This is a genomic window from Aliivibrio thorii (assembly GCF_057368585.1).
Window position 1 is genome coordinate 30,803 of sequence record NZ_CM170655.1, and the last position, 24,085, is coordinate 54,887.

22 protein-coding genes, 1 pseudogene and 1 riboswitch are annotated in these 24,085 nt (G+C 39.2%); of the genes and pseudogenes, 9 read left to right on the forward strand and 14 right to left on the reverse strand.

The genetic code is table 11. The features are described from left to right. Window positions 1-83 precede the first annotated feature (83 nt). Window positions 84-2,165: pseudogene (gene ygjK, locus AC2IP4_RS14360) on the forward strand (alpha-glucosidase); the annotation flags it as partial. 77 nt (window positions 2,166-2,242) lie between these two features. Here the strand turns inward: ygjK and AC2IP4_RS14365 are convergent. Both AC2IP4_RS14365 and ohr read right to left on the reverse strand, forming a co-directional pair. After that, window positions 2,243-2,641 carry a DoxX family protein gene (locus AC2IP4_RS14365; protein ID WP_130048290.1) on the reverse strand — a complete coding sequence of 133 codons (399 nt, stop codon included), beginning with the start codon at window positions 2,639-2,641 and terminating at the stop codon, window positions 2,243-2,245. Between the two features lie 18 nt (window positions 2,642-2,659). Continuing rightward, window positions 2,660-3,082, reverse strand: coding sequence for an organic hydroperoxide reductase Ohr (gene ohr / locus AC2IP4_RS14370; protein WP_375320384.1), 423 nt, complete (start codon window positions 3,080-3,082; stop codon window positions 2,660-2,662). A 145-nt stretch (window positions 3,083-3,227) separates the two neighbouring features. Here ohr and ohrR point away from each other — a divergent pair, with 145 nt between their 5' ends. Continuing rightward, complete coding sequence (gene ohrR / locus AC2IP4_RS14375; protein ID WP_130086465.1) at window positions 3,228-3,704, forward strand: transcriptional regulator OhrR; 477 nt, start codon at window positions 3,228-3,230, stop codon at window positions 3,702-3,704. Window positions 3,705-3,817: 113 nt separating this feature from the next. Next, window positions 3,818-4,486: a YiaD family glycine zipper/OmpA-like lipoprotein gene (locus AC2IP4_RS14380; protein ID WP_486310979.1), complete on the forward strand. Its 669-nt coding sequence runs from the start codon at window positions 3,818-3,820 to the stop codon at window positions 4,484-4,486. Window positions 4,487-4,651: 165 nt separating this feature from the next. On the opposite strand, the gene AC2IP4_RS14385 is transcribed toward AC2IP4_RS14380, so the two are convergent. Further along, window positions 4,652-4,822 (reverse strand): hypothetical protein, encoded by a 171-nt coding sequence (locus AC2IP4_RS14385; RefSeq protein WP_105056182.1) that lies wholly within the window; start codon window positions 4,820-4,822, stop codon window positions 4,652-4,654. Window positions 4,823-4,878: 56 nt separating this feature from the next. Here AC2IP4_RS14385 and AC2IP4_RS14390 point away from each other — a divergent pair, with 56 nt between their 5' ends. From AC2IP4_RS14390 to AC2IP4_RS14410, 5 genes are all read left to right on the forward strand, one after another. Continuing rightward, entirely contained in the window at window positions 4,879-5,577 is a 699-nt protein-coding gene (locus AC2IP4_RS14390) for a metal-dependent hydrolase (RefSeq protein WP_105056183.1), read from the forward strand. Between the two features lie 166 nt (window positions 5,578-5,743). Further along, window positions 5,744-6,136: a hypothetical protein gene (locus AC2IP4_RS14395; RefSeq protein ID WP_486310980.1), complete on the forward strand. Its 393-nt coding sequence runs from the start codon at window positions 5,744-5,746 to the stop codon at window positions 6,134-6,136. A gap of 100 nt (window positions 6,137-6,236) precedes the next feature. Continuing rightward, on the forward strand, window positions 6,237-8,303 hold the full coding sequence (locus AC2IP4_RS14400; protein WP_486307832.1) for a protein-disulfide reductase DsbD family protein: 2,067 nt from the start codon (window positions 6,237-6,239) through the stop codon (window positions 8,301-8,303). Window positions 8,304-8,375: 72 nt separating this feature from the next. After that, window positions 8,376-8,861, forward strand: a complete 486-nt coding sequence (locus AC2IP4_RS14405) for a protein disulfide oxidoreductase (protein ID WP_486311212.1) — start codon at window positions 8,376-8,378, stop codon at window positions 8,859-8,861. A 10-nt stretch (window positions 8,862-8,871) separates the two neighbouring features. After that, window positions 8,872-9,597 carry a DsbA family protein gene (locus AC2IP4_RS14410; protein WP_375320381.1) on the forward strand — a complete coding sequence of 242 codons (726 nt, stop codon included), beginning with the start codon at window positions 8,872-8,874 and terminating at the stop codon, window positions 9,595-9,597. A 53-nt stretch (window positions 9,598-9,650) separates the two neighbouring features. On the opposite strand, the gene AC2IP4_RS14415 is transcribed toward AC2IP4_RS14410, so the two are convergent. Beyond that, window positions 9,651-12,437, reverse strand: coding sequence for a bifunctional diguanylate cyclase/phosphodiesterase (locus AC2IP4_RS14415; RefSeq protein WP_375320380.1), 2,787 nt, complete (start codon window positions 12,435-12,437; stop codon window positions 9,651-9,653). Between the two features lie 338 nt (window positions 12,438-12,775). Here AC2IP4_RS14415 and AC2IP4_RS14420 point away from each other — a divergent pair, with 338 nt between their 5' ends. Further along, on the forward strand, window positions 12,776-13,555 hold the full coding sequence (locus AC2IP4_RS14420) for a GGDEF domain-containing protein (RefSeq protein ID WP_375320379.1): 780 nt from the start codon (window positions 12,776-12,778) through the stop codon (window positions 13,553-13,555). Window positions 13,556-13,627: 72 nt separating this feature from the next. Here AC2IP4_RS14420 and ltrA read toward each other — a convergent pair whose 3' ends face one another. From ltrA to AC2IP4_RS14470, 10 genes are all read right to left on the reverse strand, one after another. Then, window positions 13,628-14,863 carry a group II intron reverse transcriptase/maturase gene (gene ltrA / locus AC2IP4_RS14425; protein WP_486310149.1) on the reverse strand — a complete coding sequence of 412 codons (1,236 nt, stop codon included), beginning with the start codon at window positions 14,861-14,863 and terminating at the stop codon, window positions 13,628-13,630. A gap of 851 nt (window positions 14,864-15,714) precedes the next feature. Then, on the reverse strand, window positions 15,715-16,335 hold the full coding sequence (gene thiE / locus AC2IP4_RS14430; RefSeq protein WP_486310981.1) for a thiamine phosphate synthase: 621 nt from the start codon (window positions 16,333-16,335) through the stop codon (window positions 15,715-15,717). A gap of 9 nt (window positions 16,336-16,344) precedes the next feature. Beyond that, entirely contained in the window at window positions 16,345-17,148 is an 804-nt protein-coding gene (gene thiM, locus AC2IP4_RS14435) for a hydroxyethylthiazole kinase (RefSeq protein WP_375320376.1), read from the reverse strand. Window positions 17,149-17,202: 54 nt separating this feature from the next. Next, complete coding sequence (tenA, locus tag AC2IP4_RS14440) at window positions 17,203-17,865, reverse strand: thiaminase II (protein ID WP_375320375.1); 663 nt, start codon at window positions 17,863-17,865, stop codon at window positions 17,203-17,205. Window positions 17,866-17,898: 33 nt separating this feature from the next. Further along, a complete protein-coding gene (locus AC2IP4_RS14445; RefSeq protein ID WP_486307608.1) occupies window positions 17,899-18,846 on the reverse strand; it encodes an ABC transporter substrate-binding protein in 948 nt (315 codons plus the stop codon). A gap of 28 nt (window positions 18,847-18,874) precedes the next feature. Further along, window positions 18,875-19,693, reverse strand: coding sequence for an ABC transporter permease (locus AC2IP4_RS14450; protein ID WP_375320373.1), 819 nt, complete (start codon window positions 19,691-19,693; stop codon window positions 18,875-18,877). Further along, window positions 19,686-20,453, reverse strand: a complete 768-nt coding sequence (locus tag AC2IP4_RS14455; RefSeq protein WP_375320372.1) for an ABC transporter ATP-binding protein — start codon at window positions 20,451-20,453, stop codon at window positions 19,686-19,688. The genes AC2IP4_RS14450 and AC2IP4_RS14455 overlap by 8 nt, the downstream gene beginning before the upstream one ends. Window positions 20,454-20,458: 5 nt before the next feature. After that, complete coding sequence (gene thiD / locus AC2IP4_RS14460; protein ID WP_375320371.1) at window positions 20,459-21,313, reverse strand: bifunctional hydroxymethylpyrimidine kinase/phosphomethylpyrimidine kinase; 855 nt, start codon at window positions 21,311-21,313, stop codon at window positions 20,459-20,461. Between the two features lie 101 nt (window positions 21,314-21,414). Beyond that, a riboswitch (TPP riboswitch) is annotated at window positions 21,415-21,512 on the reverse strand. 64 nt (window positions 21,513-21,576) lie between these two features. Next, on the reverse strand, window positions 21,577-22,614 hold the full coding sequence (locus AC2IP4_RS14465; protein WP_375320370.1) for a YcjF family protein: 1,038 nt from the start codon (window positions 22,612-22,614) through the stop codon (window positions 21,577-21,579). After that, window positions 22,611-24,008 carry a YcjX family GTP-binding protein gene (locus AC2IP4_RS14470; RefSeq protein ID WP_486310982.1) on the reverse strand — a complete coding sequence of 466 codons (1,398 nt, stop codon included), beginning with the start codon at window positions 24,006-24,008 and terminating at the stop codon, window positions 22,611-22,613. The genes AC2IP4_RS14465 and AC2IP4_RS14470 overlap by 4 nt, the downstream gene beginning before the upstream one ends. Window positions 24,009-24,085: the final 77 nt, after the last annotated feature.

Sequence of the window (24,085 nt, forward strand, 5' to 3'; positions counted from 1 at the left end):
TTTATGAAAAGTTGTGTTTGGCGATGTAACTTTACCACTAACTGCCGTTTTTGTTTTCAATTCCCGCTAATCTGCGATGAACCAATAATTTTGACCGTTTGAGTGTGTATAAAGACGGGCGAAAAGTACAGTTCGCCATGGAAGCCTACAGCTTACCGGGCGCGTTGATTCAAACCCTAACCTCTGATGACGTAAAAGTAGAACTCACATTACGCTTTGCAACCAATCGTACGTCATTAGTTGAAACTAAAATAACAACCAATTCTCCAGTCGAATTAGTATGGGATGGTGAGCTGATTGAAGGCAATCACGCGAAAGAAGAAGAATCTCAATCAAACAAAACCATTGCAGAGGCCTACCCTGATTACAACCGCACTATCGTACCAACTAACGATGGACTAACGGTTACTTTTGGTGAAGTGCGTGCAACGTGGTCGTTATTAACGTCTGGAGCCTCTGAATATCAAGTTCATAAATCAATTCCAACAGCGACTACTGTTGATGGCTTAACCTTTACTTCTACCGCTAATATTGAGCAATCCACCACGATTTATACTACGTATTCTCATGTATTAACCGCTGAAGAGAACCAAGCAGAGCAAGCTAAAATCACTGACATTCTAGCAAACCCGAATCAATATTTAGTTGCGACTGAAAAACGTTGGGAAGAATACCTTGATAAAGGCTTAACCAACCCAAATGCAACTCCTGAACAAGAGCGTGTTGCTGTAAAAGCAATGGAAACGCTTAATGGTAACTGGCGCGGTGCGGCTGGTGCAATGGAGTTTGATTCAGTAACACCATCAGTAACAGCTCGTTGGTTCTCAGGTAACCAAACATGGCCTTGGGATACATGGAAGCAAGCGTATGCAATGGCGCACTTCAACCCAGAAGTAGCAAAAGACAATATTCGCGCTATGTTTGCGTATCAAATTCAAGCAGATGATACCGTTCGTCCTTGGGATGCCGGTTTTATTCCTGATTTATTAGCCTACAACACAAGCCCTGAGCGTGGTGGTGACGGTGGTAACTGGAATGAGCGAAACACAAAACCAAGTCTTGCTGCATGGGCAGTAATGGAAGTATACAAAACCACTGAAGATAAAGCGTGGTTAGAAGAAATGTACCCTAAATTGGTTGCTTATCATGATTGGTGGTTACGTAATCGTGATAACAATGGTAACGGTGTTCCTGAGTATGGTGCTTCACGCGATAAGGCCCATAATACAGATAATGGCGATATGCTGTTTACGGTTGAGCGTGGTGATAAGAAAGAAGAACTTGCTGGCCTAGATAAATACCAAGAGATCATAAAATCTGGAAACTATGACCACATTGAGATCCCAGCACAAACGGCAGCGTCTTGGGAGTCTGGTCGTGATGATGCCGCAGCTTTTGGTTTTATCGATAAAGATCAATTAGACGCTTATGTTGCAAATGGTGGTAAACGCTCGGATTGGGAAGTGAAGTTCGCACAAAATCGAGATAAAGATGGCACGCTTTTAGGCTATTCTCTACTGCAAGAGTCTGTTGACCAAGCAAGCTACATGTTCAGTGACAACCAATATCTAGCTCAAATGGCTGATATTCTAGGTAAAGATACTGATGCAAAAGAGTTCCGTGAAAAAGCCGATAAATTAGCAAGTTACATCAACACTTGTATGTTTGATGAAGGTACTGGCTTCTTCTACGATATCCGTATTGAAGACAAACCATTAGCAAACGGCTGTGCGGGTAAGCCAATTGTTGAACGTGGCAAAGGCCCTGAAGGTTGGTCACCACTCTTCAATAAAGCGGCAACCCAAGCAAATGCTGACGCTGTTGTTAAAGTGATGAAGGATACCTCTGAATTCAATACTTACATTCCATTAGGTACGGCTGCACTATCTAGCCCTGCATTTGGTCCTGATATCTATTGGCGCGGGCGCGTTTGGGTTGACCAGTTCTACTTTGGCCTAAAAGGCATGGAAAGCTACGGCTATCGTGACGATGCGGTTGAAATGGCAGGTGCATTCTTTGATCACGCTGATGGTCTAGTTGGTGACGGTCCTATCCGTGAAAACTACAACCCACTCACTGGTGATCAACAAGGTGCACCAAACTTCTCTTGGAGTTCAGCTCACCTTTACATGCTTTATAATGATTTCTTTACTGCTGAAGAGTAATATATTAAATAACAAATAGAAAAAAGGGATATGAATCACCTCATATCCCTTTTGCTTTTATGCTCTATATTATTTCATCATTGTGATACTGATTTTGCTTTACAGCACTCCGGCATTGAATGCCCTGAAAGTACTAACAAACCAGCAAAAATACCTAGATTTTTAATGAAATTTTGCATCTCATGCGCGCCTTCCAATCCTGAATAATTCCAGAAATCATGCAGCGACACATTAATGACTAATACTAATCCTGCCAGTAGTAAGGCAACTATCCATGTAAAACGGTTTGCTATTAATAAAATAGCAGCACCAATTTGAAAAATACCTGCAAGCCCTAACAGGACAGGAACAAATGGCATGTCATGCTTTTCCATTAATTGGATGTGCATATCCCATGACACAAATTTCATGATACCTGGAACCAAGAAATACAGTGCCAGAAGTACACGACCTACGGTTAGTAATAGAGTATTCATTTAATCAATCCCTATGAATTAAAGTGCAACACCATTCACTGATAATTTCACATCAATATTGCCTTTCACGGCATTTGAGTACGGGCAGACTTGGTGTGCTGTTTTCACTAATTGTTGAGCTTGCTCTTCATCTAATTCTAACGTTACCGCTAAAGCAACCGTTAATGCAAAACCACCCGTTGCGTTCGGACCAATACCCACTTCAGCCGTTACAGGAGCCTGAGTTAATTTGATTTTCATCTCACGAGCCACGTGAATAATTGCATTTGAAAAACACGCAGAATAACCAGCCGCAAACAGTTGCTCAGGGTTTGTTGCTTCACCGGTTCCACCCATTTCTTTTGGGTAACTTAGCGCAAGATCAAGCATGTTATCGTCAGTTGTGACCTGACCATTACGCCCTGCAGAAGCCGTTGCTGTTGTTGTATATAACGTTGTCATAATGATGTCCTTTTATCGAATAGCACTGAGATGTTTAATTGCCCACAATTAAGTTGTGCACAACTTTCTTTCGGTAAGTATAAGTCGATTTAAAGATAAAAAACAAGTATATTGTGCACAATCTAGTTTTATTTTTGGTATGAATATGAATAATAACCTTGAACTATCTACTCAAGAAGAGAGTGATTCCCCCCAACTATTGCTTAAAAATCAAGTTTGTTTTTCTCTTTATAGTGCCTCAAACGCAATGATCAGAGCTTACCGCCCACTCCTAAGCAAACTGGATCTTACTTATCCACAATACTTAGCAATGATGGTTATTTGGGAAAGAAATGGCATCAATGTAAAAGAATTAGGTCAAGAGCTGCACCTAGACTCAGGAACCTTAACGCCTTTATTAAAACGCCTAGAAGTGAAAGAAATCATTACTCGCCAACGCAGCACTCAAGATGAACGTATTCGACAAGTGTTTCTCACAACTAAAGGCGTCAAGTTAAAGGAGCAAGCACTCGCTGTTCCTAATGCTATTTTTTGCAAAAGCCAATTAGAGATTGAAGAGCTACAACAATTAAAAGCAACTTGTGAAGCCTTACTAACCAATCTAGAAAATAATTTTAAGTGACTTATTTCACACAATTATAAGCTCTTCTATCAATAAAGAGCTTTTCAAGGCATTGATTTTTGATCATCTAGGAGTACACTGCGCGACACAGATGTATATAACTAGAGAAAAAAATGAAAAAAATCACTATTGCGCTTGCACTACTTATCACTTTAACTGGTTGCCAGGCTACTCAACGTCAAAATGCAACCACCGGTGAAACAGAAACAAACTCTGCGACCAAAGGCGCTCTTGCTGGTGTTCTTGCGGGTGTTGCTATTGGCCTTGCTAGCGGCGATAACGCAAAAGAGCGTCGTAAAAATGCACTTATTGGGGCTGCAGCAGGTGGCGCGGTTGGAGGCGGTGTTGGCTATTACTTTGATAGCCAAGAAAAAGCATTACGTAACGAGCTAAAAAGCTCTGGTGTTCAAGTTGAACGTGTGGGTGAAAACGAGCTGAAGCTAGTAATGGATAACGGCATTGGTTTTCAATCAAGCTCTTATCAATTAGATGCTAGCATTTACAACACATTAAATGGCGTTGCTCGTATTCTTGTTGAATACCCAGACACCGCTCTTCAAATTGATGGTCATACAGATAGTTCTGGTAACGATACTAAAAACCAAACTCTGTCGGAGCAACGTGCTAATTCTGTTCGCACTTACCTAATTAAACAAAAAGTTGCCGCGGGACGTGTTCATGCTCGTGGCTACGGTGAGCGTTACCCTGTTTGTGATAACTCTACATCACAAGGCCGTGCGTGTAACCGCCGTGTAGAAATCACTATTCTACCGCTTAAATAAACATCACATAATATGAAACCCAAATAAACTGTATATATATACAGTTTATTGTTGGTTTTTATTATTTGCTGTTATAGAATGAAAATCCCTCGCGATGCTGTCATCACGGGGGATTTTTGTTTCCAATTAAGCGTATAACTCAAAGCAGTGCCACTAATCAATAAACTATTGAGTCGCATCCTCAATTTTTTCAAGCACAAGATCTTTACCATCAACGAGGGTGTCTTGTACTTTTTCAAAGGCATCTGAATCCATAACATTTTGAACTTCATCGCCATAATTCATTCCAATGTAAATCCCAAGGGCGATGCACAGTAATGCAAATACTTTAAACATGATTATTTTCTCTATTAATTCAGCGTGTATCTTACAAAAGAAATCTTTAAAAACCTATGGCAAATTTTAGTACTCATTTTAACAGCGCCGCTTTAGTCTCAGGCGTAGCTTCTGCAGCTTTGCTTTCGGCAAACCACATTGAACTAAACACAGCATTATGGCTTTGGTTTTTAGGTACAATTGGTGGACTATTACCCGATATCGATTCAGATAACTCTACCTCTTTAGATATTATCTTTAACCTTTTTACTATTTGTATTGTCTTACTCAGCATTCGCTACTTTACCAGTGATGCTATTGATGAAAGACAATTTTTACTTCTAATCGGTCTACCTGTTGTTATTCATATTTTTATCAAATACGGTATCCGTAATGTCTTTGAGTGGCAAACAATACACCGTGGAATATGTCATTCACTGTTGTTCCTTTTATTTTGTGGATTACTGACAACAAACATCACCATGTTCATTTTAAATACCGAATTACAAGGCGCAGATTTAATTGGCTGGCTTTCTGGTATGTTTGTTTTTGGTGGCGGGTTAATTCATTTACTATTAGATGAAATATACAGTGTAGACCTTGCAAATGTTCGTATAAAACGGTCCTTTGGCTCAGCATTGAAGTTAACTGATTTTTCTAATCTTCCTTTATCGATTTTTTTTCTTATTACTGTTGTTATCTTGGCGTTTCTCGCACCTCCAATAGGCCCAACCATTACTACATTAAATAATTGGCACTCATTTAAAATTTGGTGACCATGAAAAAAAATTGAACCATTCCGAAGTTCATGATGTCTTCTCTTTTGAGGATAACGGTTCGTACCTATTCTTATTTTTATCCGTTAACAAAAACAGCATTGATATTGATATTTATCTCCATAAAATAGCACTGCTGTTACTAACCTAGAATTGAGCTGATTTTTTGAAATTCTCATTACTCCAATACAAGCGTCAAACCATCGCTTCATGGTCACTACTATTAGTGAGTATTGTGCTTGTTGTGTGTTTTTCTCAAAATTTAGGGTTCTCGTCTGCTTGCCCTATTGTTCCTAGCTCTGATGTCAAAGAAAAATTACAACCACAAACACAGTCGTCATCTCAACCTGAAGATGATAACCAATCTCAGTGTCATAGTAGCGAACATCTTGTTAATGCCCATTCGGTTCATTTAGATTTAGCTATTCCCATGTTTATCATCGCGCTGCTTATTATTGCGTCGATACTCAAACAATCAGGGACCGCCTATTTCTTCACAGAACCAATCACCTCTTACGGTGTGCGGCGGCATTTGGCGTTCTGTACCTTTCAAGAATAAACACAACGTAAGTACTTATATCTTTTTATATAATTATTTTCGGAGTATCACTGTGTTTACAATTCAAAAAAATAAATCCATCGCTCGATTACGTTCAGTGATGATATTGACTGCAACTTTACTGCTGTCACTCTTTGCCGTACCTGCAATGGCACAATCATTATCTACCGGTTGGTTAACCCATCCAGATCATCCGCCCGCGCAAGTTCGCTTTATGCTTACAGGCGAAGTAGATAAAGTAAATAATCAAGCCAGAGGTTTGCTTGAAGTAAAGCTTGATGGTGAGTGGAAAACGTATTGGCGCTCACCAGGTGAAGGGGGAGTTTCTCCTGTACTTGATTGGAGTAACTCCAATAATGTTTCTAATCTTAAATGGCATTGGCCTACACCTGCTTACTATGAGCAATCAGGTATCATGACATTAGGGTATAAACATGACGTTATTTTCCCTATGGAACTCACATTTAATGACATTAATAAACCAGTCAATTTTTCAGGTAAATTGACGCTGCCAACCTGTACCAACATTTGTGTCTTAACTGAATACGATTTGGAATTAGATCCTATTGCTCTTACTGATATTGAAGCTAACCCTGAGGCTCAGCATCTATATCAACAAGGGATTTCAAATGTTCCAACACAAAGTAACTTAACTCGTATAATCGCGGCCTCATTTAACCACGAATCACAACAATTACAGTTGCAACTAGAACATACTGATGGTTGGGAAAAACCACAAATTTTAGTTGATGGCCAAGAGATTACTGATGATTATTTCGCTCAACCATCTATCACTATCGATGGAGATATCGCAACAGCAACTTATAAAGTAACAAACTGGTTAGGAAAAACCGATTTAGTTGGAAAATCAATTTCAATTACGGTTTCTGACGCCATTTTTTCTCATGAATTGAGTACTGTTATAGATAATAAACCGTTTGTTGAACGTTCATCAACGAGTTTATTAACTATCATGGCTTTTGCGTTATTGGGTGGATTGATTTTAAACATAATGCCTTGCGTACTGCCTGTGTTAGGCATGAAATTGAATAGTATGCTAGCTTCATCTCAATCAACTAAACGCTCTATTCGCTTACAGTTCTTTGCTTCTGCTACTGGTATTATCTCTTCGTTTTGGCTCATTGCGGTAGGATTACTTGCTTTAAAATTAACAGGCAACGCTATTGGATGGGGGATTCAATTTCAAAGCCCTATTTTTATCGGTTTCATGGTAACAATTACCGCACTATTTACTGCGAATCTACTGGGGTTATTTGAAATTCAACTGCCAAGTCTATTCTCAACGTCTATCGCAAATAAAGGAAATAACTCAACATTAGGCCATTTCATACAAGGTATGTTTGCGACCTTACTTGCAACGCCATGTAGTGCACCTTTCTTAGGGACAGCTGTCGCCTTTGCCTTAGGTGCAAGCACAATAGAAATGTTACTGGTATTTACCTTCTTAGGACTAGGTATGGCCTTACCTTGGCTTTTGTTTGCTCTATTTCCTAATTTTGTCACACTAATGCCAAGACCGGGGTCATGGATGAATAAAGTCAAAGTACTTTTTGGCTTAATGATGCTTATTACAACGTTATGGTTATTAAGTTTATTAACGCCATTCATCGGTGGTTTTTCTACGTTTATCATCGGCTTCTTATTAAGTATTTATTTACTGTATCGAGTTGGGAAAACTCAAGGTAAAAATACCGTCATTGCGATTATCGCTGTCATTGTATTAACAAGCAGCGCCGCCCTTATCATTGGAAGTATGACAACCAAACATTGGGCAACACCTATTGAAGATAATTTAGCGTGGCAGCCACTTAATGAAAATGCCATCAATGAGTATGTCGAACAGGGGAAAACTGTGGTTGTCGATGTCACTGCTGATTGGTGTATCACTTGTAAAGCAAATAAAATCGGCGTTATTTTACAATACCCTGTTTATCCTGCATTACAACAAAAAAACATAATTACCATGAAAGGTGATTGGACTCATCCAAGCACAAAAATCACTAATTACTTGAAAAGCCATCAACGATTTGGAGTTCCTTTAAACGTTGTTTATGGACCTAACGCCCCTCAGGGAATCGCGCTTCCTGTTCTATTAAACAGCGATGATGTTATCCAAGCTTTAGATTACGCAGGAAGAACACCATAATGTTGCTAAAATCACCAAACAACCAAACAACCAAACAACCAAACAAAAAAGAATAAAAACTCGAAGGCAGATATAGTTAAATTCGTTAAAGAAATAACGAAATTCGCTTTCTTTATTATCCTATTGGTTTCTGCTATTGATTTTTGGCGCAGTAAAGATATGCCATCAGAATTAATACCACCGCTATCTATAAATACAATTGATGACGATTGGGTTGATATAGAAAAAATGAGCCATGAAAAACCCGTTTTACTGTATTTTTGGGGCACATGGTGCCCTATTTGTAATATCGTAAGTCCTAGTATTTCTTGGCTTGCCAGCGATCACCAAGTGGTGTCGGTTGCCATCACGTCAGGTGATAATAAACGTTTGTCACAATTTATGAATTACAAAGAATATGACTTCCCTGTAGTCAATGATTCAACAGGAAATATAAGTAAAGAGTGGGGAGTTACGGCTACCCCTTCAATCGTCATTATTAATAATGGCAAAGTTTCTTCTATCACAACCGGGGCAACTACCCCTATTGGTTTGTGGTTACGTTTATTTTTTGCTTAAGGTTATTCTCATGAAATCATTACTACTATCAGTATCAATTACTGCAAGCCTTCTTTTATCGCCATTGGTTGCAGCCAAAGACATTACTCCAATTCAAGAAAAGCAGCTTACTGAAATATCAGGATTATTACGTGATAATCCTGAATTAATTAACCCATTACATAGCAATTTAAAGCAATACCTTGATGGTCAAAAATCATTAGAGACTATCTTAAAAACTAACCACGACTATTTATATAACAATCCACAGCAGCCGTATTTTGGTGCAGAAAACCCTAAATTAACCATCATCAATTTTACTGACTATAATTGCCCTTATTGTAAGCGCTTAGAATCAGGGCTAGTTGGAGTAATTAAAAAATACCCTGAGATCCGTGTTGTAAATGTTCTGCTTCCATTTCAGCAACGAATGATCCCTGGGCTAAAAACTAATACTGCATGGTACGCGTTAAATGTATGGGAAAATGACCGCTCTAAATTCGCAGAAGTACACCGTTTGATGATGGCAAAACCATCTCGCCATGACAGCAGTTCTATAATGAAAATTGCAGAGTTAACTAAAACTCAAAAAGACTTAACCCCAAACCAGAAAAAAATGGCATTAGTTGAAAAAAATGAACAGATCTTTAGTCAATTAGGATTAAGAGGTACACCAAGTTTAATCATTGGTAATGAAATAATTCCAGGGTTCATTCCTCAAGAAGACTTAGAAAAAATGATAGCTAAACAGCTGTAATTACTTTCTTATGATACAAAAGTAGTTATTGGTTAAATAATAACTGCTTTTTATCACATAAATTTGGGTTCGATGCCAATTGCTTCTTGTTGAAAAGAATGGTGTTTAATAAACACTTCAAACTCAGTAACAGGCAAAGGCTTACTAAATAGATATCCTTGTCCGTATTCACACCCTTTCCCAAGCAAGAATTCAAGATGCTCATTGGTTTCAATCCCTTCAGCAACAACCGATAAATTCATGCCATGAGCAATAGAAATAATCGCATTTATTAATACTTCATCACGAATACTACCAATCCGGTTTACAAATGAACGATCTATTTTTAATCGATTCAATGGTAAATTTGATAAATAACTTAAACTTGAATAACCAGTGCCAAAGTCATCTAAAGCGATCAACACCCCAAGATCTTTAATCAATTTAATTCGTTCAAGAACTTCACTAGCACTATCTAATAGAGCGCTTTCTGTTACTTCAATAACGATAGAACTAGGCTCTACATTATAATAAGAAATTACATGCTTCACTTTATCAACGACATCAACATCACTCAGTTGTATTGCTGACATATTCACAGAAACTTTATTAACCCCTGTTGCATTATCTTGCCACTCTTTAAGCTGTCTTATCGATTCAAATAATACCCAATAACCCAATTGATGTATTAACCCAGTATCCTCCGCTAACGGAATAAATTCATTAGGCGAAACAAGTCCTTTGCTGGGGTGATTCCAACGGATCAGAGCTTCTGCAGAATCGAACATACTGGTTCTTTGATTTAAAATCGGTTGATAATACAGTTCAAATTCTTGACGATCTAAGGCATTACGTAAATCACGTTCAAGATTAAAACGCATACGCTCTTTATTTTCCATTTCAGAAGAATAATAAAATACATCAAGTAACGAATGTCTTTTTGCATAATGTAAAGCCACGCCAGCCTGACGAAGTAATTCTTCTGCATCTTTACCACATGAATCACATGTTGCAATGCCAAGGTTGACATGAGTAATATGATTTGATTCTTTGATCTGTATTGGGGTATTAATAATGGTTTTCAGCTCTTTTATACGCAGAGATAAGGTTTCTTTATCGTGGGATGAAACAAGGTATATGAATTCATTTCCTCCTAAACGCGCGAAAAATTCCCCATTACACACTTCTTGATTAATACGCAAAGACAGCTCAACTAGCATCTCATCACCATATAAATGTCCATAATGATCATTTATAAATTTAAACCCTTTAATATCAATATGTAAAATAGTAAAAGGTTGCTGATTAGAAAGGTAAAAGTTCATGCTATTCAATAAAGCATAACGATTTGGTAAACTTGTAAGACCATCAAAATGCGCTTGGTGTTCTATCTCTTGTTGATATTCTACTTGCTTAGTTACATCATCAACCAAAGCTAAAATACCAATCAGATCATTACCATCATAAAGCGCAGACAATTTCCAAATAAGAATAATGACAGTGCCATCTTCTGTAACAAATGGAATTTCACATTCAGCATGTTCAGAATGCCCTTCTCGCATTTTCTCTAATTCATGTGTCATTTGAGAAAAGTAGTCACCAATAATACCGGTACGCGAGGTTATATCTTGGTCTAATAATTCATCAGAGCGCAAACCAAACCAATTTTGGCATGATTGAGACCAGCGACGAATTGTTAAGTTTGGCCCCCATTCAACAACACCATACGTTGAATTATCTAAGAGGTTATTAATACGGGTATAAGCTCGATTAAGCCGTAACTCTTTATCTATTAACTCCTTCTCGATAAACCCTTGCTCTTGAACAACCCAATCAAAATTTTCAGAAAGATTTGATAGTTCATTTCCCCCTGAAAACTTAGCTCCTCTTTTTTTCTCGACATATTTTTGCGTAGAAGATAGCAAAGTTTGTATGGGTTGAATCACATTACGATTAAAACCTAATAATAGAATTAACAAAAATAATATAATACTAATAGCAAACAAGCTCACACTTCTAATTAACGTATCCATTACACCTTGATAGGCATCATCAAGAGGTAACGCAATAATCATCTGGCTATAATTTTTACTATTATTAGGGAACAAAGGAACGCTAGCAGCAAGAAATGATACCCCCTTTTTATTTTTCACTTCGAATACAAACGGATTTTTTTTATACATTTTTTGCTTAACAACAAGCGGCACTTCCTCATTGTAATGGGAAATAACATTATTATTAGACGTTAATATATTGCCATTATTATCAACTAAAACGGCGATGGTATTTTTAGGTAAACTAAACTCTGCAAGCCTCTCGCTCCACCAATCTAAAGAAATAACAGCCACAGCAGCTCCTGTAAGGACATCTTCTGAATCATAAACAGGGTATGCGAAATTAATCGTATCTTTCTTTATAATACGACCAATTTGAAATCCACTAATAGAGAAGATCTCATCAGTAATGACTTTTCTAAAATAAGATCGGTCTGCGACATTAATTACCGATGCCGAGCTTAATGCTGAACAGTCAAAAGAACCATCTAGCCCTGCAATTGCGATGTTTACATAGTGTGTATTTAATTTAAGCGCCTGTTGAACAATGTGTTTACACTGTGGAGAGTTTGGTTTTTTCACATCATCAACTTGGCTCAGTTGAACGAGAAATTCTTCAGCTTCGTTAATAATAGAAAACTGCTCACTCGCTAAACTACTCGCAATTTGCATTGCGTCAATTTCAACTTCTTCTTTCGCGGCTCTATATTCATAAAACATATTAGAAAAGATGATGACACTAGCAGGAATAAATGAGAACAGAATAATAAGCCAAACTTTGGTCTTTAGTGAGTGATAAAGCTGCACGAATATTCTTATCCTTAAAATTAAGTCGAGGACTAATTTATACGATTTTTAATTAAATTTTATACAGTTACTCGCTAAAATAGAACATTTATCCATCACTAGCAATCAATAGATCTTTGTTAGACATAAAATTTTTTAACTGCTATATGTGCTTCATACAAGAACTCATAATACCCACTCACTCTTGTCTAACAAGGCATATTTATAAAAACAAAGGTTTCATCTATCATTTAATTAATCCTCTATTCTCATTACTTTTTTATTTACTCTTCTCACTTGTTTTTTATGAAAAAATAAGTAATCTTAACATTCACAGAACAACAGTCGATTAAATTAATATGACCGAATATCATGTTCCTGTTATCGTCACAGGTATCTCAGCATCTCTTTTAGCTACTATTATTGCAGCTAGCCATTACGTCGGCTTTGATTCTCTTTCTGATGTTTTTTTCGAAGGAACTACGCTCACGTTACTTATCTATATGTTCCTAACTCTTAAAGGTCACCTTGTCCCTTATTCGAAAATAATGATTGGTGCTTACCTTCTTTTGTTCAATAAACTTTACGATCTTTTAACTGAAGTACCTGCCATTGAAAACTATTCTGATAATTATGAAGTAATAGATACTCTACTTGATGATGGTACGCTATTGGTCGCTTTTTTTCTTATTGCTGTCGGACTAACGAGCATAGTAAAAAACATAATAAAAGAAAGTATGAAGGATGATTTAACACGACTCTATAATCGAAAGAAATTTCCTGAAATTAAATTATCGTCCTTTGACCTTATCTATTTTGATTTAAACGGATTAAAGCAAGTTAATGATATTAAAGGGCATGCAGTAGGCGATTTAATGATTATTCGTTTCGCCCAAGCCTTAAAAGAGCACTGTGTAAAAAATGAAATGGCCTTTAGAGTGGGAGGAGATGAATTTATTGCGACCGTTGAACCAGAAAGAGCATTAACCTACATCAATTCAGTTAATATGTCCCTATTGAATGAGTCTATTTCATTTTCATATGGCATTGAAAAAACGACGAAAGATAATTTTACAGAAGCCCTTATTCGCTCAGATAAAGCCATGTACACAATGAAAAAGTCCCATCGAGTAGGGTGAGGCTTTTGCCTCATCCCTCTCACAGAACCGTACGTACGGACCTCGTATACGGCTCCTGCAATTTACTATTTCTTAATAAAAAGAAGCGAGTACACCTGTTTTAACTTCGTCTATTGAATACAAGCCTAGATTTTTGAACCACTGATTAGGCATCGCATAGCTTGCTAACGGACTCGCACTGTTTCGCCATGAGTCCATTTTTATGGACTTAAATGGCGGTTTGTACTTTAGTTGCTTAAGACGACGATGCAATCTGCACGGCTTCTTCCACAAACTCATTTGTACCGCTCGCAATCTCCGCCTTATCCAAGCCGCAAGACTTTTCAGTGTGCTCGTAATATTGGCTATTTTGAAGTAGTTTACAAACCCTCTGAGCACTGGATTCAGTTGCTTTAGCACTCTCGCTAAATTCAATCCTCCATTACGCTTGGTGAGTTGTCTTACTTTCGCTTTTAATGTTTTGAGCTTCTTTTCTTGAACTGCAGTGTAATTTGTAAAAATTTCCACTCCCAAGAATTTAATACCTGTATCGCTATGTGCTATATGGGTTTTCCGCTCATTCACTTTAAGTTTTAGCGTTACTTCTAAAATATGGCTAGCTACTTTTAATGCATTCTCTGCACCCTTTTTCGAGGTGCAGAATATCAAAATGTCATCCGCGTATCGCACTATTCGATGCTTACGCCTCATCATTTCTTGATCGAATTCATCTAAGTAGATATTAGCAAGTAGTGGACTAATCACCCCACCTTGTGGACTGCCTATTACACTATTCTGCCAGTTTTCACCAACCATGACTCCACTTTTTAGAAATTGACGGATCAAGCCTAAGATACTGCCATCCACGATGCGCTTTCGCACGAACTTGATTATCAGATCGTGGTCAAGCATGTCAAAGCATTTAGACAGATCCATATCAACAACATGCCGCTTATTATATTTACGTATAAAGAGTGTAGCTTTGCTGATGGCTTGATGACAGCTTCGCCCAACCCGATATCCATAACTGGATGGATGAAAGTTTGGGTCAAATATGGGAGTCATTATATTCGTTAAACATTGTTGAACAATTCGGTCTCGAACTGTGGGGATCCCCAATAACCTGATACCGCCATCGTCTTTGGCGATCTCAACTCGTTTTACGGGCCGCGCTTGATAGCGCTTTTCTTGTAGTTCAAGTAATAGTTTTCTGAGCTCTACTTCCAAATTTTGTGTGAAATCATCGATACGCTGCCCGTCAATACCAGCTGCGCCTCCATTCTTTCTCACTTGTTTGTATGCCACGTAAAGCGCTTGCAGTGATAGCATGCGCCCGTAAAGGCTATAGTGTACTCTCAAATTATTATCTCACATCACCTGCTGCTGACTTTATTTATGTTGGTTAGGTTTATTTCGTTGTCGCGTTAAGTTTTCTAGCAAGGCTACGCCCTTTTATTCGCAATATGCTTAACCGCCTCTATGCCTCTAGTAAAGAGAAACACTTACTCCCCGTGCCCAGTTCTATTCACAGCTTTAGTATCACCCTTAGCCATTAAAATAGAGACTTTACCTTATTTGGTAATTCGTGAACCCATCATAAATTACGTCACTTTAAGGTAATTTATAAATCACTTCCCCCCTTCGCAATCAATAAGTGCTTTTGGCTCAAATTGACTCTATCAGATATATTACTGATAGTCGGCTTGGTTTTGTCCTCCACACCATCACTGGCTTTCACAGGCCTAGCCTTACTCACTACTACGGGTTCATCTGCCACCTCACATCGGCATTAGATCTTGAGTTTCTTCTTGAATCTAAGCCACTTACTGACAATTAAGTTTAGATGCCAGGCTTCCCCAGTTATTGCACTGACTCCCTGTTAGATATGCCACCCTCAAGCACAGAATTGGTCTGACTAAGTATTGGGCTTCGCGCTATTTTGGACGCTTACCCACCAATCCCGCCGAAACAGGTTACGGTTAGTTGTGTACATCTAACTTCCTATGGCTTCCTTCAGACCTCACCGTTAGCCAGTGACGCCCTTGCCATTCAGATTGTCTTCCCCTTAGTCGGGGTGACTCTGCTATCTTGCAAGCAGACGGGTTTGCCAGCTTTGCTGGGCAAACAAAAAAAGAGCACCGAAAGTGCTCAAATTTTATATCGTTAAGAAAAGAGAGTAACTAACGGCCCATTAATCCAAGTAACTCTTCACTTACCTGCTTTGGCGACTCTGCATGACAAATTGCAGACACTAAAGCAATTCCACTCACTTGAGTATCTGCTATCTCCTTAATGTTCATTTCATTAATTCCACCAATCGCAACAAGTGGGAGCCTACTTTTTTTAACAGCTTTAGTTAAACCATCAATGCCCCACTCTTTAATTATATTGGTCTTTGTTGGCGTAGAAAATATTGCACTGATGCCAAGGTAATCAACAGGAAGACCTTGAGCATCACGCAACTGAGTTTCATTTTCAACAGACAACCCTAAAATCATATCAGGGCCTATCAATTGACGAGCAAGATTTGCAGGCATATCCGATTGCCCTAAATGAACACCATCCGCTTGAACTGCTAATGCAACATCAACACGATCATTTATAATTAATGGCACCCCACTGTTTTTTAATACTTCTTTTATCGCTAATGAGCGTTCAATAAAAGCACGTACATCACCATGTTTTTCACGGATCTGTACCATGGTTACACCGCCTTTTATTGCCTCTGAAACAACATGGCACAACGTTTCAATGTCTTGTTGATCGTCGGTCACTAAATACAACTTGTAAGGGTTATTCATATTTATAACCTATGCATTAACCGTTAATTTTAATCGATTAATCAACATATCTTCATCCAACTGATATAGAGTATCTAATAGATTCATTTGCAAGCTACCAGGGCCTGCTGATTGCTCTGCGGCGATTTCACCTGCAACGCCTAAAACAGCCGTAGCAGCAACCCCTGAATGCTCACCTATTGCGGCAAAAGCACCGGTTAACGCTGTATGTGTGCATCCCATTCCCGTAACAAAAGGCATCATCGCATGACCATTATTCAATTTATATTGTGCGTCTTTCGTAACTACGTAATCAGTTTCACCCGAAATAACGACGCTACATTGATACTGCTGCGCGACATAACAAGCCGCACCTAATGCAGAGTCACTACTATCTAGTGCATCTACACCTTTGCTCTGTGCATTCTCACCCGCTAAGGCGATGATTTCAGAGGCGTTCCCTCGAATAATCAATGTATTCGCCGCTTTTGCAATTTGTCGAGAGGTTTGAGTACGAAGTTGGCTTGCACCACATCCCACAGGATCAAGTACCACCACTTTATTATTAAGGTTTGCTTGCTCTACCGCGAAATGCATTCTTGGTGTCCATACGCTGTCTAATGTGCCGATGTTAATCACCAAGGCACCAGAGAAACTCATCATCTCTGCCATTTCTTGTTGGCTGTGCGCCATGATTGGTGACGCACCTAACGCCAATAATGCATTTGCAGTGTTGTTCATCACAACATAGTTGGTAATGTTCACAACTAATGGTTTTTTCTCGCGTAACATTGCCAATGCTTCGATAATTTTTTGCGTATTCATGATCGTCATTATTCTTCCTTAATTCGTTCGCTTATTCATTAATAGAGTACTAATTATCAGCAATTAGGCTTCATCTAATCCTTGCTGCCAAAACGCCACTTCCATTCGAGTCGCCGTTTTAAAAATATGACACAAACGCCGTCCACGTTGGCTTTCCAAGTCAATGTCATTCAGTAATACGTCTAGTTGCTTGATACTTCTTTCTACCCCTTGTTGAAACTCTTCTCCGCCATACATCTTTATCCAATTGGCGTAAGGGTTTCCTTCAAATACAGTAGATTTGCTCGCCAATAATTGCGCCCCAATCACGGCGTAACCAATAGAGCACGGTGCTAATGCCGCATAGAGATCAATCACATCTCCTGACATTCCGGTATCTAAAACAAATCGAGTGTAAGCGACGGTACCAAAAGCTTCTGGCTCTGCTTCCATCTCTAATTCAGACACGCCCCACTCACCACAATAAGTCACATGATGTGCAATTTCAGAACTCAATAATGCTTGTACACTCGGTAGTGCCATTCGCATTTCAGCTAACGTTCTTGCTTTATAAATCGCCAAGGCATACGCTCTGGTGTACTGCTTTAAAAACAGAAAATCTTGTTTTAGATAATGTAGAAATGACGAATGCGCTAACTCTCCAAGCGCTAGTTGTTGAACAAAGCTGTGCTCGGTGTATTCGGTCCACTCGTTTTGACACGCTTGAATTAAATCTTGATGATTCATACTGATTCTCTAAAAATAAACAGGAAAAATGGATTACAACACCGGCACAAAATCTTGTGCTTTAGGTTGTGTTTTTATGATCTTATGCTCGAACATAAACTCAGAGAAGCGATTGTAGCGTTCTAAATCAACCGCTGATGGGCGTAAAGCAAAACGCGTTAATGTGTCATTCCATGCGCCCTTATTTAACTCATTGTTTAGAGTGTCTGGCGCGTAAGAAACAAAGGTTTTCCACGACTCGTCAGGGTGATTCACAATAAATTGCGTCGCTTTTTCGATAGCGTGGTTAAATTTCTTTAGCGCATCGGCATCATATGTTTTGGCATTCGCAACAAAAACAAGCTCATCATACGAGGGCACACCGTGCTCCTCTGGGAAAAATGATTTCGCTTTGTAACCTTCTAATGCCAATTGATTGGTTTCAAAATTACGTAATCCTCCCCAAATAGCATCCACTTTTCCTGAAGCTAATGACGACGATAATGCCCAACCGACATTGATGATTTTAACCTCAGAGAAATCAACCCCTTCTGTATTCAGCATAGTACCAATCGTAGCGTCTTCATTACCGGCAATCGCAATACCAATCTTCTTGCCTTTCAAATCAGCTAAAGAATTTATCTTGCCGTTATCCAGTACCATTAACGTGTTTAATGGCGTAGCGATAAGAGTGGCCGAGCGGATTAATGGTAAACCCGCTGCAACATCAATCGTTAAACTGGTTTGGTAAGAAATCGCTAAATCAATGTTATTGGCCGCCACTAATTTTGCCGGCATACTTGGATCGGCAGGTTCTTGAATCGTCACATTTAGGCCCTCTTCTTTGAAATAGCCTTTTTGCTGCGCAATAACCACTGGACCATGATTTGGGTTTACAAACCAATCCAACATGAGTGTCATCGCTTTATCTTGTGCGCTTGCCATCATGGAATAGCTTGAAATAAGCAGAGCCATCGCCCCTTTAATTACTATTTTTTTCATTATTCGTTGAGTCCTTTTTACTTATAAATTACTTGTCGTGTTGCCACGGTATGAGTTTTTTTATTAATATGTCTGCAAGAAAATACAAGCTGACCGATAGTGCTGCGAGAATGAATAACGCAGCAAACATTTCATCTATCATCATTCGAGCATTCGCTTGCAGCATTAAATAACCGAGGCCTTTGCTTGACCCTACCCATTCACCAACCACTGCGCCAATAGGCGCTACAACGACAGCGACACGGATGCCAGATGCTAAAGCAGGTAAAGCCGCAGGTAGGCGAACATATTTAAGTAATTGCCATTTTGAGGCGCCCATCGTGTGGGCTAAATCAAGGTAACCACTTGGAGTATTTCGCAGCCCGTCATAACAGCAGGTAGTAACGGGAAAGAAGATAATCAGTGCAGCCATCACGACTTTTGAGGCGATGCCATAACCCAGCCACAACATCAAAATAGGCGCGATAGCAAAAACAGGGATCGCTTGACTCGCGATTAAAATGGGTAATAACCAACGTCGAAGTGGATAAAACAACAGCATTTGAAGCGCAAATAACAACCCCATAGAAAGACCCAAGCCAAGACCAAGTAAAATCTCTTGAGCCGTTATCCATGAATGAACAAGTAGCACATCATATCGCTCTATTAATTTACTAAAGACAGCCAATGGGCTAGGTAAAATGAAATTAGGTAAAGCAAAAACCACCACAATACATTGCCATAAACCGAAGATAATAACCGCACTAATCAAGACTCTTATCATAGAGCTAATACTTTGTTGCAACGGTTTTACAGTAATAGTATTGGTCGTTAATGACGTTTGATTTATCAGAATAGATTTAGACATAATCGACCTCTAACGTATCAATTATCTGTTGTTGAAGAGCAGCCAGTTCTGCATTAATTTTTCGAGGTATCGATGAACTTGGAACCGCTAAAGAGACCGCTGAAGCTGGTTGGCCCTGCATAATATAAACCGCGTCACTCAATCTTAATGCTTCTTGTGGATCATGGGTGATCAATAAAACAGTTTTATCTGCCAGCACTTGAGCAGCAAGATCTTGCAGACGATAACGAGTCACCGCGTCTAACGCAGAGAAAGGTTCATCCATTAATACCATTGGCTTGTCTTGCATTAATGTCCGAGCTAACGCCACACGCTGGCGCATCCCACCCGATAATTGCGACGGCATCGTAAACTCGTGCCCTTTTAGTCCAACTAACTCTAAAAGTTCATGCGCTCTGTGTTTATCCGAATTTGGTTTCGTTGAATTAAAGCGAGAGTTCGTTGCAAACTTGTCGGCAAAACAGACGTTATCTATTACGTTTAGCCACGGCATCAATAAATCTTGTTGTGCCATGTACGCGATATTGCCCTCTAATGTATCTACGCCATCAATCGAAACATCTCCTGACCACACGACTTTATCGGTCAATAATCCTGCAAGGTAACGCAATATAGAGGTTTTTCCACAACCACTTCTACCTAATATGGCGGTCCACTTCCCTTTAGGGATCGTCATATTTAGATTGAAAATAATAGGCTGTTCGCTGTCTTTATACTGTAACGCCCCATTAGAAATGACGGTACCAATAAGATTATTCATCCCCGTTACTCTTGAGAATGTAAAGTAAAGAAGTGATTCACAGGCCCATGCCCCTGCCCAATATTCAGTTCATCCGCATGGATAATCGCCTGAGTAATGTAATGCTTACCTAGTGTCACTGCGGCTTGTAATTCATGACCTTGAGATAAATACGAAGCAATAGCAGAAGATAAAGTACAGCCTGTTCCGTGAGTATTACGGGTTTCGATACGTGCCGTTGATAAACGCTCAACTGTATCAGCACAAATAAGTAAATCTGTGCTGTTAGAGTCGTCTTCTAAGTGTCCACCTTTTAACAGTACTGATTTAGCTCCTAATAGGCGAAGTTCATTGATCATAGCGACCATTTCATCTTCATTTTGAGGAACTTTTGTACCAATTAATGCAGCGGCTTCTGGAAGGTTTGGCGTGATCACATCAGCAAGAGGAAGGAGCTCAGATTTAAGGCTTTCAATAGCAGAAGATTGCAGAAGAAGATCACCACTGGTTGCCACCATCACGGGATCAACTACCAGATATTGGGGTTTGTATTGTTTGATTTTTTTTGCGACAGAATGAATGACATCAGAATCACTGAGCATTCCTATCTTAACGGCAATAACATTTAAATCAGAGAAGACAGCATCAAGCTGCTGCTCAACAAATTCACCACTGATTGGATAAATAGCCGTAACACCTTGGGTATTCTGAGCCGTTAATGCGGTAAGAACAGAACAAGCATAACCACCAGTTGCAGAAATCGCTTTGATATCAGCTTGGATCCCAGCACCACCACCACTGTCAGATCCAGCAATGGTTAATACAATCGGTGTGGTAGAAGATAATGTAGATAAAAGTTCGGTGTTGTTTAATGAAGGCATACTTATTTCCCCTAACTAACGGTCGGGAAAAACAGTCGAGTGAGAATAAAATACGTATAAACGCGAGACCTCACCAAAAGAAACGGATCGAAAAGATCGTATCAAAAGGACCATTAGTTCCCTACGTCAGTACTAACTGAATCAGGTTCAACGGGTTCGCTATTGCGATCTCAGCCTATTGGCTCCCCGACTAATGGCGACATACTATCATTAATCGATTTGTAAATAGTATGCATTTTTTATGAGAATGCTAACTGTGTTAGTTAATTCTTATTTTGAGAACTCAATTTGGATGCTAATTGAGCAACGATGGTTTTACGCATATCCGACAGCTTAGGTGATTCTCCTATTTGCCATGGTAATGGACGCATTAAATTCATCGTTTTTAAGCCAAAACGTGCCGTTAATAAACCAATACCTAGCCCTTGCGCTGCTCTGGTTGAGAGTTTTCCTGCAAGGCCTGTAGATAACATATCCACACCAACATCCGTTGCCATTTCTGTTGCCCCTGCAAACGCCATGTTTTGTAATACCATTTTAAACAAACGCAAACGCCCCCAGTAACCTAACTCAACACTATACACCTGAGAGACTTGTTCGATTAATCGAATGTTGCGCCATGCAACCAGTAACATATCAACGACGGCTAATGGACTTATTGCCACCATTAATGCCGATTCACCGGCGTGTTTACTGATTAATGCTTTTGCACGCTGATCTTGCTCTGCCACCACCATGCTGTCATACATTTCAAACACTTCAGCATTGTTATGATGTGATTCAATGCTGTTTTTCCAACGCGTATATTCAACGGTATGAGTGGTAGATCCTTTTTTTGCTAAGTCTTCACAAAACGGCTTGGCTTGTCCAATACCATTACCTTCAATTAACTCAGTCACTTGATGTTGAATTTCTGCTCGGTTTTTAAGTTTACGTAATGTCCATAATTCACGACCAATTGCGCTAACCCCCATGATTGCTGCAAGGCTAATTAGCCCAGCCCAACCCAGTGATAAGAAATCAGCCGATTGAATGGCAGTGATCACATGATCAACACTTTGCCACACCGTTAAACCAAGAAAACCACCAACTAACGTTTTAACACTCCAATGAGTTTTCTTTTTGATTAACGGGGTTTCAATATCCACACCATCCAATTCCTCTTCTTCAATAGCTTGAGGAACAAATTTAACACTCTCTTCAAATAGCTTTTGAGTTTGAAGGTTATCAACGATTTCGGTATCTTGCTCTAGATCTTGAGGAGATGCTTGAAAGATACGCTGTTTTTTTAACTCACTCATACTAACTTATCTCCTAATAAGAACTGCATCGCCTTATCCATTCGGATGTGTTGCAGCGGTTTGTCATTCTCATTGTGCAACGGTTGAAAACTCATAAAGTTAAAAGGCTTTGTTTCCCAATAGGCTTTAGTTGGAATGCGTTGTGGAACTTCACCGGGGAACATCATCATCGGCTTCTGCTTTGAATTAACGCCTGAAATTGCAGAAAATAATTCGCCATCTTCATCTATCATCCCAGCCGTAGTTGCCTGAATGGAAGCAATACTCATGCACTCCATTTTAATGCCTTCATACGCCGTTTCTTGCCATGTTTGGTGGATCATCTGTTGTAGTAAAGCCACCATGTTTGGGTGTTGCTCTGGTGTCACATGATCAGCTTTTGTTGCCGCAAATAGTACCTTATCAATTTTTGGCGAAAACAGACGTTTTAACATAGAGCTTTTGCCATATTGAAAGCTGTGCATCAGTTGATCAACCGCTTGGCGCATATCATTAAATGACTGTTCACCTGCATTTAATGGCTGTAAACAGTCGACCAAGACAATTTGACGATCAAAATGTCTAAAATGCTCGTTATAAAACTTTTTCACCACATGTTGTTGGTAATGTTTATAGCGTTTTTTTAGTATCGAAATATTCGAATCTTTCTTCGCTTTTGCTAGCTCTCCTTCTGTGTATTTATGCAAAAACATAAATGGGAAAAACTGCAAGACCGGTGCACCCGCTAGTTCTCCAGGTAATACAAAACGCCCCGGTTGTACCCAGTGCAGACCCTGAGAATCTTTACAGCTATGAAGATACTGAGTAAATAACTCTGCAATATGACTGATTTGTTTTTCATCGACAGGCGCTAAAGGATCTAACTTTTTCGCTTCTTGTAGCCACACTTCTGACAGTACTTTTCTATGACCCGTAAGGTTTAATTGCTGCTGTTTAGACCACGTTAAATAATCCATATCCAAAAGCGGTAAATCTAATAACCATTCTCCCGGATAATCAACAATATCAACATGCAAGGTTGCGTTGTCTTGTAAATGTTTTAGCAACCCTGATTTTGGTTTAAATTTTATGGCTAAACGTAATTCACTCACATCTCGAGTTGGCTCTGGCCATGCTGGAGGCTCAGCAAGTAATGAATCCATCCCTTCATCATATGTAAAACTAGGAATAGAAAGATTTGATTGCGGTATGCGTTTCGCACCAATCATTCGCCCTTCACGGGTCACGGATAACAAAGGTAATTTATCGCTTGAAGCAGCATGTAAGCACTGATTAACCAAAGAAGTAATAAACGCAGTCTTACCTGCGCGCGATAACCCTGTAACCGCCAATTTGACGTGGCGATCCATGCTTCGGCTAACTAATTTATTCATTTCTTTGGTTAATCTACTCATTCATATTTCTCTCTTTCTACAAACAACAAATGGAGTGTACAGAACTGAATCTGAACACTCCATGAATAAGGCCTTAG

Bases quoted from the DNA above. Each gene is read 5' to 3' on its own strand.
- AC2IP4_RS14365 (WP_130048290.1), bottom strand. From the start codon at position 2,641: ATGAATACTCTATTACTAACCGTAGGTCGTGTACTTCTGGCACTGTAT.
- ohr (WP_375320384.1), bottom strand. From the start codon at position 3,082: ATGACAACGTTATATACAACAACAGCAACGGCTTCTGCAGGGCGTAAT.
- ohrR (WP_130086465.1), top strand. From the start codon at position 3,228: ATGAATAATAACCTTGAACTATCTACTCAAGAAGAGAGTGATTCCCCC.
- AC2IP4_RS14380 (WP_486310979.1), top strand. From the start codon at position 3,818: ATGAAAAAAATCACTATTGCGCTTGCACTACTTATCACTTTAACTGGT.
- AC2IP4_RS14385 (WP_105056182.1), bottom strand. From the start codon at position 4,822: ATGTTTAAAGTATTTGCATTACTGTGCATCGCCCTTGGGATTTACATT.
- AC2IP4_RS14390 (WP_105056183.1), top strand. From the start codon at position 4,879: ATGGCAAATTTTAGTACTCATTTTAACAGCGCCGCTTTAGTCTCAGGC.
- AC2IP4_RS14400 (WP_486307832.1), top strand. From the start codon at position 6,237: ATGATATTGACTGCAACTTTACTGCTGTCACTCTTTGCCGTACCTGCA.
- AC2IP4_RS14410 (WP_375320381.1), top strand. From the start codon at position 8,872: ATGAAATCATTACTACTATCAGTATCAATTACTGCAAGCCTTCTTTTA.
- AC2IP4_RS14420 (WP_375320379.1), top strand. From the start codon at position 12,776: ATGACCGAATATCATGTTCCTGTTATCGTCACAGGTATCTCAGCATCT.
- ltrA (WP_486310149.1), bottom strand. From the start codon at position 14,863: ATGCTATCACTGCAAGCGCTTTACGTGGCATACAAACAAGTGAGAAAG.
- thiE (WP_486310981.1), bottom strand. From the start codon at position 16,335: ATGAATAACCCTTACAAGTTGTATTTAGTGACCGACGATCAACAAGAC.
- thiM (WP_375320376.1), bottom strand. From the start codon at position 17,148: ATGACGATCATGAATACGCAAAAAATTATCGAAGCATTGGCAATGTTA.
- tenA (WP_375320375.1), bottom strand. From the start codon at position 17,865: ATGAATCATCAAGATTTAATTCAAGCGTGTCAAAACGAGTGGACCGAA.
- AC2IP4_RS14445 (WP_486307608.1), bottom strand. From the start codon at position 18,846: ATGAAAAAAATAGTAATTAAAGGGGCGATGGCTCTGCTTATTTCAAGC.
- AC2IP4_RS14450 (WP_375320373.1), bottom strand. From the start codon at position 19,693: ATGTCTAAATCTATTCTGATAAATCAAACGTCATTAACGACCAATACT.
- AC2IP4_RS14455 (WP_375320372.1), bottom strand. From the start codon at position 20,453: ATGAATAATCTTATTGGTACCGTCATTTCTAATGGGGCGTTACAGTAT.
- thiD (WP_375320371.1), bottom strand. From the start codon at position 21,313: ATGCCTTCATTAAACAACACCGAACTTTTATCTACATTATCTTCTACC.
- AC2IP4_RS14465 (WP_375320370.1), bottom strand. From the start codon at position 22,614: ATGAGTGAGTTAAAAAAACAGCGTATCTTTCAAGCATCTCCTCAAGAT.
- AC2IP4_RS14470 (WP_486310982.1), bottom strand. From the start codon at position 24,008: ATGAGTAGATTAACCAAAGAAATGAATAAATTAGTTAGCCGAAGCATG.